The organism is Candidatus Caldatribacterium sp., from assembly GCA_014359405.1.
In the GTDB taxonomy this organism is placed as follows: domain Bacteria; phylum Atribacterota; class Atribacteria; order Atribacterales; family Caldatribacteriaceae; genus Caldatribacterium; species Caldatribacterium oleiphilum.
In genome coordinates, this window is the sequence record JACIZN010000047.1 from 1,136 (window position 1) to 13,388 (window position 12,253).

Annotated in this window: 10 protein-coding genes, 1 tRNA gene and 2 pseudogenes (1 of these 13 only partly in view); 8 read left to right on the top strand and 5 right to left on the bottom strand. The window is 52.9% G+C overall.

Annotated features, from left to right (window positions below; genetic code table 11):
• Positions 1-456: pseudogene (locus H5U36_05025) on the top strand (radical SAM protein) (it extends 685 nt beyond the left edge of the window).
• On the opposite strand, the gene H5U36_05030 reads toward H5U36_05025, so the two are convergent.
• From H5U36_05030 to H5U36_05045, 4 genes are all read right to left on the bottom strand, one after another.
• Positions 420-764, bottom strand: coding sequence for a hypothetical protein (locus H5U36_05030; protein ID MBC7217516.1), 345 nt, complete (start codon positions 762-764; stop codon positions 420-422). The pseudogene H5U36_05025 and the gene H5U36_05030 overlap by 37 nt on opposite strands.
• Positions 739-2,220, bottom strand: a complete 1,482-nt coding sequence (hydG, locus tag H5U36_05035) for a [FeFe] hydrogenase H-cluster radical SAM maturase HydG (protein MBC7217517.1) — start codon at positions 2,218-2,220, stop codon at positions 739-741. The genes H5U36_05030 and hydG overlap by 26 nt, the downstream gene beginning before the upstream one ends.
• Positions 2,221-2,354: 134 nt before the next feature.
• The gene (locus tag H5U36_05040) at positions 2,355-3,950 is read right to left on the bottom strand and encodes a sodium:solute symporter family protein (protein MBC7217518.1); all 1,596 of its coding nucleotides are present in this window, start codon (positions 3,948-3,950) and stop codon (positions 2,355-2,357) included.
• Between the two features lie 10 nt (positions 3,951-3,960).
• Complete coding sequence (locus H5U36_05045; GenBank protein MBC7217519.1) at positions 3,961-4,128, bottom strand: hypothetical protein; 168 nt, start codon at positions 4,126-4,128, stop codon at positions 3,961-3,963.
• Positions 4,129-4,237: 109 nt separating this feature from the next.
• Between H5U36_05045 and H5U36_05050 the strand changes: the two genes are divergently transcribed.
• The 4 genes from H5U36_05050 to H5U36_05065 are packed head-to-tail and all read left to right on the top strand — an operon-like array spanning position 4,238 to position 8,966.
• Positions 4,238-5,782 (top strand): ABC transporter ATP-binding protein, encoded by a 1,545-nt coding sequence (locus tag H5U36_05050; protein ID MBC7217520.1) that lies wholly within the window; start codon positions 4,238-4,240, stop codon positions 5,780-5,782.
• 47 nt (positions 5,783-5,829) lie between these two features.
• Entirely contained in the window at positions 5,830-6,894 is a 1,065-nt protein-coding gene (locus tag H5U36_05055) for an ABC transporter permease (protein MBC7217521.1), read from the top strand.
• Positions 6,878-7,780, top strand: a complete 903-nt coding sequence (locus H5U36_05060; protein ID MBC7217522.1) for an ABC transporter permease — start codon at positions 6,878-6,880, stop codon at positions 7,778-7,780. Before H5U36_05055 ends, H5U36_05060 begins: the two co-directional genes overlap by 17 nt.
• 22 nt (positions 7,781-7,802) lie before the next feature.
• Positions 7,803-8,966, top strand: a complete 1,164-nt coding sequence (locus H5U36_05065) for a BMP family ABC transporter substrate-binding protein (protein ID MBC7217523.1) — start codon at positions 7,803-7,805, stop codon at positions 8,964-8,966.
• Between the two features lie 55 nt (positions 8,967-9,021).
• Here the strand turns inward: H5U36_05065 and H5U36_05070 are convergent.
• Positions 9,022-9,098: transfer RNA gene (locus tag H5U36_05070), tRNA-Arg, on the bottom strand.
• Positions 9,099-9,274: 176 nt separating this feature from the next.
• Here H5U36_05070 and H5U36_05075 point away from each other — a divergent pair.
• The 3 genes and pseudogenes from H5U36_05075 to H5U36_05085 all read left to right on the top strand — a co-directional run bounded on the left by H5U36_05075 (position 9,275) and on the right by H5U36_05085 (position 12,253).
• Positions 9,275-10,099: a transketolase gene (locus tag H5U36_05075; GenBank protein ID MBC7217524.1), complete on the top strand. Its 825-nt coding sequence runs from the start codon at positions 9,275-9,277 to the stop codon at positions 10,097-10,099.
• On the top strand, positions 10,096-11,091 hold the full coding sequence (locus tag H5U36_05080; GenBank protein MBC7217525.1) for a hypothetical protein: 996 nt from the start codon (positions 10,096-10,098) through the stop codon (positions 11,089-11,091). Before H5U36_05075 ends, H5U36_05080 begins: the two co-directional genes overlap by 4 nt.
• Positions 11,063-12,253: pseudogene (locus H5U36_05085) on the top strand (hypothetical protein). Before H5U36_05080 ends, H5U36_05085 begins: the two are co-directional and overlap by 29 nt.

The following is a 12,253-nucleotide window of genomic DNA, read 5'->3' on the forward strand; positions in this document are numbered from 1 at the left end:
GCTCAGCGAGTTTACTACAGTGCCTTCCAGCCCATTTTGGGTACTCCCCTTGAAGATGTGCCTCCTGTTTCCACCTGGCGAGAGCACCGTTTGTACCAGGCGGATTTCCTGCTCCGGCGCTATGGTTTTCCGTACGAGGAAATCCCTTTTGGGGACGACGGGAATCTTCCCCTTGCGAGGGATCCCAAGACCATCTGGGCCTTACGCCACCCAGAGTACTTTCCGGTTGAGGTTCACCAGGCACCATACGAAACCCTCATCCGCGTTCCCGGTATCGGTCCGGAAACGGCAAAGAAGATTCTTCGCCTTCGCCGGGAGGGTGTCTCCATCACGCCGGAGGGTCTGCGGAAAATCAGTCCCTCTGCGGCACGGGCTCTTCCTTTTCTTCTTTTCCGTGGAAGACGGGTTGTGTCTCCCCGTCAGCTCTCCCTTTTTTCTGAAGAGGTGCTCCTCTGAGAGAGGAAATCCCTGAGAAAGGAGAGGAGTCTCTCTTTTTCCGCGCAGGAAATGGAGCCCCACGCCTCGGCAACGAGGCCAAAGCGTGGGGTGAGAAGGATTTGCTCCGGGGGAATGGGGAAGTCTCCTCCACACCCTGCAATGTGCGACCACCGTTTTCCAAGAATTTCTGCAAACCAGACTCGAGCCCCAAAGCGTTCACGGAGCATCTCGGCAATAGCTGCCAGAGCCTTCTCGAGTTCCTCTTCTTTGAGCTCCTCTTGAAACTTATGCAGCCAATCCTCAAATGCGCAGGTCTCTTTCGCCATTTTCGATTCGGGCGAGGTAGTCTCTGACAATGGGCTTTAAGCTCTCATCAAGCTCGTTGAACTTCTTTTCGATGAGTTCTTCGCCGATCCTTCGGGTCTCGGGGGAGGCGTAGTCGATGAGGTACTCTTTAAAGGTGAGAATAGCATTGGGCATGCAGAAGTGGTGGATTTTCCCCTTCTTGGCGATTCCCATGAAGTACTTTCCTGTTCGTCCGCATCGGTAGTCTGCGGTGCAGAAGGAAGTGATGTACCCCATGGTGGCGAGTTCTCGCACCACCTCATCAAGAGACCTGGGGTCTCCAATCTGGAACTGCTGCCTCTCAAGATCCTGTTCTGTGTAACGCTCGCTGTACGCTCCAATACCGATGCGGGTTGAAGCATCCGTCTGTGTACATCCCACCGGAATGACTTCCCGACGCACGTGGGCTGGTTCCCGAGCGGTGATAATCAGCCCAGTGTATGGGACCGAGAGTCGAATGACGGCAACAAGGCGTTTGAAATCCCGGTCGGAAACTCGGTACTGGGTTTCCTGAACGAAGGGGGTATTGATGGCTGGCTCAAGACGAGGAAACGATATGGTGTGAGGGCCAACTCCACCGAAGTGGCGCTCAAGATCAATGGTGTGGTAGAGGAGTCCCATAACCTCAAATTTCCAGTTGTAGAGTCCAAAAAGGGCTCCAATGGCAACGTCATCGATTCCCGCCTCTTGAGCCCTGTGCAGGGCGTACAGGCGCCACCGGTAGTGGGCCTTAATCGTTCCCTCGGGATGGACTTTCCTGTAGGTCTCGTGGTGGTACGTCTCCTGGAAAACCTGGAACGTGCCGATACCCACTTCTTTTAGGATTTTGAGTCGGGCGATGTCCATGGGAGCAGCGTTGACATTGACCCGACGAATCTCGCCATTCCCAACCTTTGTCTCGTAGACGGTCTGGATGGTTTTGGCAATGTAGTCCACATCGGAGAAGGGATGTTCTCCGTACACCATGATGAGTCGCTTGTGACCCATGGAGACAAGGGCTTCTGTTTCTCTCCGAACCTCCTCTATGGAGAGCTGTCTCCGCTTCTGGAGGTGGTTATCCCTTCGGAATCCACAGTAGAGGCAGTTGTTCACACAGAAGTTACTGCAGTACAAGGGTGCGAAGGTTACGATACGGTCTCCGTATACTCTTCGTTTCACCTCTCCCGCGGCCTGGAAAATTTCCTCCCAGAGCTCTTCGTCCTCAACGTTAAGGAGTGTTGCGGTTTCCTCTGGCTCCAAGCGTTCCAAGGAGAGGGACTTGGCGATGATATCCCGAACCTTTTGGGGCTCAGGGTTCCGACACTTCTTGAGGAGCTCTTCGATTTCTTCATCGTTTATGAAATCCCGACCGTTCACAAGGTACCGTTCGATTTCCTCTTCCTTGATCACACTCTGCATCCACTCCCGGATACTTACCGGTGCGCTTTTTGTGAGCATACAGCCACCTCCCTAAGAAAAGCAAAAACCTGGCCTGCGGGAGAAAGACCAGGTTTCAATCCCTTGGTTTCAGAAGCACCTCGCTTCCTCACCGCAGGCGTGCTCTTTGCAAGAAGAATTATACCACGTTTCTCTCAGGAAAGACCATTGAAACAGGCTTTTAAGTGGTGCGCATCAGGTGGTTTCGTGCAGTAACTCACGATGATAGTTACAGCTGCTGCAAGGGGTAGAGCAATGACAATTGGATCGACAACTTTCCAGGGTAGTCCCCACAGAGCCCCTCGCCCGAAGAGGGCCTGGCATAATCCAAGGACTTGGGATTCCTTTTCATGCACAAAGAGGAACCAGAACATGCTGGCAGCAAACCCGGTGAGCATTCCGGCAATGGCTCCGGCTTTCGTGATGCGCCGTGAGTACAGGGCTCCGATGTACATGGGGAGCAAGGTTGAAGCGCAGAGGCCAAAGAAAATCGATGTGCCTCTGGCGATGATTTCAGAGCCAAGACCGTAGAAACGGGGAAGACCCCACCCAAGGAGGGTGCTCAGGATTATGCCGATGGATGTCCCTATACGGTTGAGACCGATGGTTCCTCTTCGCTTTGTCAAGGTCTCGAAGATGTCCCGGCTGAGCGCCGTACCGATTGTGTGGTATTGGCTGCTCATCGTGGACATTGCGGCGGCAAAGAGGGTCACAAGGAAAAGGATGCTGAACCAAGAGGGCATGGTCTTCTCGATGAAGAGAGGAATAATCGAGTCGACCTGCTTTCCTGCGGCAAGGAAGGATATCTGCCCAGTGGTTCTGAAGAAGTAGACATTGGTGAGTGCGCCAACGGCAAAGGCCACGCCGGTCATGGCCAGAATGAACACTCCGCCAATGGCGGTGGCTCTGTTGAGTTCTCGGCTACTCCGTACCGTCATGAAACGGACAACAAGTTGCGGTTGGGCAAGGACTCCAATGCCCACGCCCAGAACAATGGTGGAGATAACCGTCCACCAAAGGGGGGAGAGGAAAGCAGGCATACTTGTAAACCCTCGATGCCCCGTGGCTCCAAAGACTTCCTGAGCCTGAGGAGTAAGCGCTGTTAGGGCTTCGTGCGCCGGCACAACTCCCCCCAAGCGATGGTAGGTGAGGAAAAGGAGGGACAACATTCCTACAAACATGACTGTGCCTTGAAAGGCATCTGTGTACATGACGCCTTTCAGGCCTCCCATGATGACGTAGAGAGCGACGATGGTCGAGAAGAGGAGAAGGCCTATTTCGTAGTCCACCTTGAGGTTCACAACGAGGAATTGGGTCGCTCCCATGAGGACTGCGGAGACGTAAATCGGCATGAAGAGGAAAATGAGTATGCCGCTGAAAACCTGTATGAAGCGAGACTGGAAGCGTTTTCCCAGAAGTTCAGGGAAGGTATGCGCATCGAGGTTGTACCCCATTGCCCGGGTTCGGTGTCCGAAAAAGACAAAGGCGATGAATATGCCCACGAATATGTTCAGGAAGGTGAGCCAGAGGAGGCTCAGTCCAAAAAGGGCTGCCGTTCCCCCAAAACCGACAATGGCAGAGGTGCTGATGAATGTCGCTCCATAGGACATGGCCATGATGTAGGGATGGGCTTCTCGTCCGGCAAGGAGGTAATCGGTTGTCGTTTTCGTCTTCCGATAGGCCACGTACCCAAGGTAGCCGGTAATGAGGAGGTACACGAGGGTTGCAAGGATGAGCGCAAGGCGGTACATGTTCCCCCTCCTATTCTTCTAATGCCTCTTCTTCCTTTTCCCATTTGATGACTTTTTCTACCTGCACTTCCTCTCCACCGCGATTCCAGTTGAGAAGGCCGTAGACCATGCAGAGAACGGTACTCCCTGTGCAGAGAAGGCACACGAGAACAATTGAGAAGTCGTGGAGCCCAAGCATATTCTCCCCCCCTTTGAAGAAGTTGGCACAATTGTACCAAGAAGATTGCTGCTTGCGAACTCCTGATAGTATATAATTACGGGTTGTTGAGTGACTCAGGAGGAGAGAAATGGGAGAAGAGGTTGTAGCCTTTCGAGGTATCACCAAGCGTTTCCCCCCGGACATTCTGGCAAACGACAACGTAACCTTTGGAGTTGAGAAGGGCACAGTTCATGTTGTTCTCGGAGAAAACGGGGCAGGAAAAACGACCCTCATGAACATTCTCTACGGCATTTACCAGCCAGATGAGGGATCTATCCTTCTTCGGGGAAAGGAAGTACGCATTTCGTCCCCTCGGAAAGCTATAGAGCTTGGCATCGGGATGGTTCACCAGCATTTCCGCTTGGTTCTTGCCCACAGGGTCTGGGAAAACATTGTGCTTGGGTTTCCTCGTATACCTCACCTTTTCCCTGCCACGAGAGCGCGAGAAATGATTTGGAGTCTTTCCAGAGAGTACGGTCTTGATGTAGACCCGGATGCGTACGTGTGGCAGCTCTCTGCAGGGGAGCAGCAGAGGGTAGAAATCCTCAAGGCTCTCCTCCGGAGAGCAGAGATTCTCATTCTTGATGAGCCCACTTCAGTACTCACCCCTAAGGACGCAGAGAAGCTTTTCTCCGTTCTGCGAAGAATGAAAGACGAGGGGAGAACCTGTATTTTTATCACGCACAAGTTTAGCGAGATCGGGGAGATAGGAGACCGCATTACCGTGCTTCGGAAGGGGAAAGTTGTTGGAACGGTTGAGAAGGGGGCAGTTGATTTTGAAACTTTGGCCACAATGATGGTTGGAGAGAAGGTGACTCTCTCCCTTGAGAAGACGTTGTTGAACCCGGGTGAAGTTCTCCTCAGGGTTGAGGACCTTTGGGTGCTCGATGACCGGGGCTTTCCTGGGGTACGGGGGATTTCCTTTGCGGTACGAGAAGGAGAAATTGTAGGTGTTGCAGGGGTTATTGGTAATGGTCAGCGAGAACTTGCTGAAGCCCTTGCAGGGCTCCGTTCCCCTCTGCGAGGACGCATACTCCTTGGGGGAATCGATCTCACCGGATCCTCGCCGAAGAGAATCCGAGAAGCTGGTCTTGGTTACGTTCCGGAGGACCGACGAATGGCCCTGGTGGGGGAACTGGCGGTCTCGGAGAATCTGGTGCTCCGAAATTACCGGGAGGCTCCTTTTCGTCGGGGAATTTTCCTTGACTGGAAGCGTGTCCAGGCACACGCAGAAGAAACGATAGCAGCCTACAAAATTGTACCTTCATCACCTCGCCTTCCTGTACGTTTGCTCTCTGGTGGCAACAGGCAGCGGGTTGCTCTCGCTCAGGCTCTGGTTTCTCGTCCTCGGGTGCTTGTTGTTGCAAATCCCACAGCGGGTCTTGATATCCTTGCTACAGACTTTATCCACCGTCTTCTTTTGTCTCTCCAGAGGGAGGGCATCGGAATTCTTCTCATTTCCGGGGATCTCGATGAGATTTTGGCTCTCTCCGATAGGGTGCTGGTTCTCTACAAGGGTTCGATTGTGGGTGAAAAAAGGCGACCAGAAGGCGGGTGGACGGAGGAGGATCGAAAGGAAATCGGAATGATGATGGGAGGGGTTTCCGAGGAGCATCTCGTGATGAGTAGATGAAAAGGTTCAGGTTTCAGATTGTACAGCACATCGAGCCCTCTTTTGGGATGGTTTTCTTTGTCTCCGTGGGTTCTGTTGTTTTCGCATTCTTGGTGAGTGGTCTTCTCTTCTCCTTCCTCGGGATTTCCCCTCTTGCCGCGTACCGGGTATTCCTGAACGGAGCTTTTGGCAGCCTCTACGCTCTTTCTGAGACCGTCAAACGGATGATTCCCTTGGCTCTCATTGGAGCGGGCCTTTCGGTCTCCTTTCAAGCCTCGGTGTGGAACATTGGTGCCGAGGGACAGATGCTCGTTGGAGCCATTGTGGGAGCCTGGGTTGCGCTCTTTTCCCCTGTACCCCCCTTTCTCCTTCTCCCGGTGATGTTTGCCCTTGGGTTCCTGGGAGGAGCTTTGTGGGGACTCTTTGCCGCGTGGTGTAGGAACAAACTCGCCATCAACGAAATCATCACGACCCTTATGCTCAATTACGTTGCTGCAAACCTTGTCCTCTACCTCATCCTTGGTCCCTGGAAGGGGAAGACGGTTCGAGGTTTCGCCTATACCGACCCTTTTCCAAAAGAGGCCTGGCTTGCTACTCTTGGTACGACCCGCGTGCCTTTAACGACGCTTCTTCTTGCTATTCTTGCGGCTTTCCTCTGCTACTTCCTCCTCACTAAGACTGTTTTTGGCTTTGAGCTTCGGGTGGCGGGAAGGGGTGAGAAGGCAGCTTACCTTGCCGGAATCGATACCCAGCGTGTCGTGTCTTTAGTCATGTTCCTCTCAGGGGGACTTGCGGGGATTGCCGGAGTGGGCGAGGTGAGTGGCATTCACCACATGCTCCGCCATCCCGCCCACATTTCCCTGGGGTATGGGTTTACGGGGGTCATCGTTGCCTGGATTGCCCGGGCTAATCCTCTCGGGACTCTTGCCGGTGCCTTCCTCTTTGGGGCATTGATGTCTGGAGGAGATGCCTTGAAAGTCTCGTTTGGGATTCCGTTCCAGATGATATACATCCTGAATGGGCTTGTGCTCCTTTTCCTTATTGCTTCCGAACGACTTCTCTACTACCGCATTACTTTGCAGCGTACACCTTGGGGTGAGGAAGAAGATGTCCACAATGGGGTTGTGGATTAGCGGAATCATTGGGAGAACACTGGCGTACAGTGTACCCCTTCTTCTTGCAACTCTTGGAGAGATTTATGTGGAACGTTCCGGAATTCTGAATCTCGGAGTGGAAGGCATGATGTCTCTTGGTGCTTTTACGGCTTTTGCAGTGACGCTCTCTTCTTCCAATCCTTGGCTTGGAGTTATTGCAGGGGGAACGGTTGCAGGATGTGCGGCTCTGCTCCATGCCTTTTGCAGTGTTACCCTTCGGGCAAATCAGGTGGTTTCGGGCTTGAGCTTGGGGATGCTGGGAATGGGTATTTCCGGTGTTCTTGGGCGGAATTTTGAAGGCAAGGTACTGGCGGCGACACTCCCTGTGTACCGGATACCGTTTCTTTCGAATCTCCCCGGTTTTGAAAAGCACAACGTCTTTGTGTACGTGGCCTTGGGACTTTCGATTCTCCTCTGGTTTATCCTCTTTTGGACTCGCTGGGGAATCGTAATCCGTTCCGTCGGCGAAAACCCCGCTGCCTGTGACGCTATGGGCATCAGTGTTTCTGTGGTAAGGTACGTTTGCGTTGCCTTTGGGGGTGTTCTCGCAGGCCTTGCAGGAGCATATCTTTCCTTAGGGTATCGACCGTCCTGGTCATATGGAATGACCGCTGGCATGGGCTGGCTCGCCATTGCTCTAACCATTTTTGCCTTCTGGAATCCTCTCTGGGGTATGGTGGGAGCCTACCTTTTCGGCGTGCTGTACCAGCTCTCTTTCCCTCTCCAGGCTCGTGTCGCCCCAGAACTTTTGAATACTCTTCCGTATCTCTTCCCCCTTGTTGCCCTGAGTCTTGTGTCTCGTCTTGCAGCACGGAGGCGAGTGGGACCCCCAGCTTCCTTAGGGGTACCTTATAGGAGAGAGTAGTTCAGAATGCGGAGGTGGTAGTATGCGGAAGTTCATGGTCCTTTTTCTCCTCTTGGTGCTTCTTCTGCCTGTAACTCTTGTGCATGCGGAAGAGGCCAAGCTCAAGGTTGGGTTCATCTATGTCGGACCCATTGGGGACTTCGGGTGGAGTTACGCTCACGACCAGGCTCGACAGATCGTCGAAGCCACTTATCCCTGGATTGAAACGGTATACGTTGAGGCTGTTCCCGAAGGAGAGGTCGAAGGAGTTATCGACCGCCTTATCAACCAGGAGGGAGTTGATGTCGTCGTTACCACGAGTTTTGGTTTCATGGACGGGACGTTTTCTGCAGCCCAGCGGTATCCGGACAAAATCTTCTTCCACTGCTCCGGGTTTAAGAGAGCCCCGAATATGGCTACCTACATGGCGGACTTCCATCAGGTGTACTATCTGAACGGTATCATCGCTGGTGCCTTAACGAAGACCAATAAGCTCGGCTATGTTGGTGCCTTCCCGATTCCAGAACTCAAGCGTCATATCAATGCTTTTACCTTAGGTGCCCGACGGGTCAATCCTAACGCTGAGGTTTCGGTACGCTGGTTGCAGACCTCTTGGTACGATCCTGCAGGAGCCAAGGAAGCTGCAGAGTCTCTCATTGCTGAGGGAGCCGATGTTCTGGCCTTTACCGAGGATTCTCCCACGGTGGTCCAGGTTGCTGCCGAGCATGGCCTTCCAAGCTTCGGGCACTATTCTCCAATGTACAAATTTGCTCCTAACTTCGTCGCCTCGGGACAGCTCGTGCACTGGGAAGCCATCTACCTTGACTTTTTTGCCAAAGTTTACGCTGGCCTGTACACCCCAAAGAACCTCGAGAATGTTGACTACTGGTGGCTCTTGCGCGAAGGGGCTGTGGAACTCGGAGCCGATTTTGGGATGCCGATAAACCCCGTTTTTGAGGACCAGCTGAAATCCACGGTTGTGAACGATCCGGTTTACGGGGAAATCAGCGTTTACGACCTCGTTTTCGCCCTCCTTAAGGATATGGCCGACCCTGAGTACGCCTTCAGTCCTTTCACCGGTCCCATTCGTGATCGTAAGGGGAATCTTCGGGTTCCTCAGGGTGTCCGTCTGACCATGGACGAGCTCATCACGATGGAGTGGGCTGTAGGGGGTGTTGTTGGACCCTGGCCCGGAGAACCAGAGTAAAAATAACAAAAAGCCCCGCACACTCCCTCTGGTGTGCGGGGCTAAAACTCAACCCTGGCGCGCCTGGAGGGACTTGAACCCCCAACCCCTGGATCCGAAGTCCAGCGCTCTGTCCAGTTGAGCTACAGGCGCACTTTTTGAAAGTATTATACAAGGAGGGGGAGAGTTTTTCAATTCCATGGACTTCTTCCATTTCCCCAAGAATTGACAGGAGGGAGGACTTCGAGTATACTTTTTCTGAAACAAATATCTTGTTATTTTTAACGATTTCGCTGCCCTGCAGCAACCAGGGAAGGGATGAGACTTTCGTGGAATTTGAGAGGGAAAGACTCGAAGCCTTTGCCACGAATGTTCGAAAGCGGATTATCGCTGCGACTTTTCGTGCTGGGGTAAGTCACATCGGGGGATCGCTGTCGGTTGTGGAAATCTTAACCTGCCTTTTCAACGGGATTCTCTCCATCACGGAGGGTAATCTCTTTTCGCGCGAGCGGGACCAGTTCGTGCTCTCCAAAGGACATGCCGGTCTTGCCCTTTACGCCGTGCTTGCCGAAAGGGGTTTCCTTGCGGATGACCTTTTCTGGGAGTATGGCTGCGTGGGAGAGACACTTCTTGGAATCCATCCAGAGCTCGGAGTGCCAGGAATTGACGCCGCTACAGGTTCCTTAGGGCATGGTCTTCCCCTGGGAATTGGTTTTGCCCTTGCCTTTAGGTTGCGCCAAAAGCCCTTCCACGTCTTCGTCCTCGTGGGAGACGGGGAACTCAACGAGGGAACGAACTGGGAATGTCTTCCGATAGCTTCCCGATATAATCTTGACAATCTTACTCTTATCGTTGACCGCAATCGTTTGCAGCTTTCCGGTTTCACGGAGGATTTGCATCCTTTGGAGCCCTTGGCGGCAAAATTCGAAGCTTTCGGATGGATTGTGCAAAACGTTCCCGGTCACGATATTGAAGCCCTCTGGAAAGTTCTCACCCAGGCAAAAGGGAGGAACGACGGGAAGCCCTTGGTGATTCTTGCCCAGACAGTGAAGGGAAAAGGCGTTCCGGAACTTGAGAACAGAGTGGAATCCCATTACTGCGGCCTTCCGAAGGAGGTCGCTGAGCGTTATGCAGAGCTTGAGGTGCAGCCATGAGGAATCGAAGGACGGCACTACAGGACATTCTTGTAGCGCTCATAGCCGAGGGGAAAGACATTGTATGTGTCTCTGTAGATTCGGCATCCCGCTTCAAAAAGGTTAAGGACCAGTACCCGGAAAGGGTTATCGAGTGTGGTATCTGTGAGCAGGCAGGAATGGGAATATGCGCTGGCCTTGCCCTTCAAGGTGTAGTACCGGTGATTTCAGGCTATGCCACTTTTCTAACCATGCGGGCTTTCGAACAAATTCGTACTGATATCTGCCGCTGGGCTTTGAATGTGAAAATCTGTGGAACTGATACGGGATTTTCGGCGCAGTACGCTGGTTTCACTCACCAGGCACTCGAGGATATTGCCATTCTTTCTGCACTCGACAACATCGTAGTATGTGAGCCATGCGACTACGCGGATACCTTGGTTCTTGGGAGGTATCTCTTTGGAACTTTCCAGGGCCCTGTGTACATGCGATTCGGAGCTCGAAGCGGAGAGGTTGAGTTCTCGAAGGAACACCAAGAGGTGGTGCTTGGGAAATTTGAACCTCTTACAGCCGGAGAATTTGTGGGAGCCGATGTGACCTTCATTGCGCTGGGGCAGCTTGTCGGAGTTGCCCTTGAGGCTTCTTTGGAGCTTGAGAAAAGAGGGTACAAGACCTTTGTCTTTAATGCTCGCTTTGTGAAGCCCCTTGATCCTGAGGTTGTGAGGAGTATTGCCTGTAACTCCCGGCTTGTGGTAACCCTTGAAGAGCATGCGAGAACAGGAGGTCTGGGAGACAATCTCCTCCGGGCATTCTACGAAACAGGACACATCCCCCCACTTCTGGAGCTCGGGGCCCCGAGTCATTTTGGGTTTTCAGGAGAGCGGGGATTTCTCTTGAAGAAGTGCGGTCTTGACGTTTTCTCTGTTGTGGAAAGTGTTACCCAAAAGCTTGAAGGTTGTGCCGCGTCTTCCAAGGAGGTAGGGCATGGGCAATCACTATATTCTGACGATTGATGCGGGGACTTCCTCTCTGAAGAGTGTTCTCTTTGACGAGAACTTTTCTCCAGTTGCGCAGGAGAGGGTAGAGTACCCCTACGAGGCTCATGGACTCAGTGTACAGATTGACCCTAATGTAGTTTGGCAGGCCTTTCTCAGAGTTACGAAGAGCTTGGAGGAGCGGGGGTACGCAAAGAACGTTGCCCTCATAGTGCCCTGCGTCTTTAGTCCAGCACTGATTGCCATGGATAGCGAGGGGTCTCCGCTTTTCCCTGCCATTATCCATTGGGACCGGAGGAGCGTGCAACAGGCGAGGAAAGCGGTACGGATTATTGGAAAGGAAAGATTTCTCCAAGTGGCGGGGAACGTCCCTTATCCTGGAGGAATTTCTCTCACGAGCATGCTCTGGTTGAAAGAGAAAAGACCAGAGGTTTTTCGAAAAGCTTCCATCTTAGGGCATCTGAATACCTTTCTCTTTAAAAAGCTTGTTAACCGGTGGATTATCGATCCCACAAATGCCTCTGTTACCGGATTGTACAACACGGTCAACGCATCAGGATGGGATGAGGATCTTGCTCGTGACCTTGGCATTCCCCTGGAGAAACTCCCTCCGGTCATACCTTCTCTTGAGATTGCCGGGTACGTCTCGGATGAAGCAGCGCGCGTCACCGGTCTACCCTCAGGCGTGCCTGTCCTTGTGGGGTCCAACGATACCTCCGCTGCGGCGGTTGGTGCGGGGCTCCTGAAGGAGGGGCAAGTCCTTAACATTTCCGGGAGCTCTGAAATTCTCGTGGTGTGCCTTGAGAAACCCCTTCCGAGTGAACGTTACTACCTGAGGACTCACCCTCTGCCCGGGAAGTGGCTCATGTACGATATTGTCATTGGAGGGTTTGCTCTTGAATGGTTCCGGACCCAGTTCTGCAGAGAGCTGGATAGAGAAGAATTCTATGGCTCATACCTTCGGGAAGTACTGTAGAGGGAGTATCCTCCGGAGGTGCGGTGTATCCCATATCTTACGGGGGATAGGACAAGTCTCATTCAGAAACGGGCCTCGTTCTCGGGGCTCACCCTTGATACCACAAGAGAGGAATGCCTCTTTGCTCTCCTCAAGGAAATCGTCGGGAGAATGCGAAGAACTCTGGACTTAGTGGCCCAGAATTTGGCCCTTGATCGGGTTATG

Excerpts from the sequence above, each read along its gene's own strand:
- H5U36_05030 (MBC7217516.1), bottom strand. The coding sequence starts at position 764 with ATGGCGAAAGAGACCTGCGCATTTGAGGATTGGCTGCATAAGTTTCAA.
- hydG (MBC7217517.1), bottom strand. The coding sequence starts at position 2,220 with ATGCTCACAAAAAGCGCACCGGTAAGTATCCGGGAGTGGATGCAGAGT.
- H5U36_05040 (MBC7217518.1), bottom strand. The coding sequence starts at position 3,950 with ATGTACCGCCTTGCGCTCATCCTTGCAACCCTCGTGTACCTCCTCATT.
- H5U36_05045 (MBC7217519.1), bottom strand. The coding sequence starts at position 4,128 with ATGCTTGGGCTCCACGACTTCTCAATTGTTCTCGTGTGCCTTCTCTGC.
- H5U36_05050 (MBC7217520.1), top strand. The coding sequence starts at position 4,238 with ATGGGAGAAGAGGTTGTAGCCTTTCGAGGTATCACCAAGCGTTTCCCC.
- H5U36_05055 (MBC7217521.1), top strand. The coding sequence starts at position 5,830 with ATGGTTTTCTTTGTCTCCGTGGGTTCTGTTGTTTTCGCATTCTTGGTG.
- H5U36_05060 (MBC7217522.1), top strand. The coding sequence starts at position 6,878 with ATGGGGTTGTGGATTAGCGGAATCATTGGGAGAACACTGGCGTACAGT.
- H5U36_05065 (MBC7217523.1), top strand. The coding sequence starts at position 7,803 with ATGCGGAAGTTCATGGTCCTTTTTCTCCTCTTGGTGCTTCTTCTGCCT.
- H5U36_05080 (MBC7217525.1), top strand. The coding sequence starts at position 10,096 with ATGAGGAATCGAAGGACGGCACTACAGGACATTCTTGTAGCGCTCATA.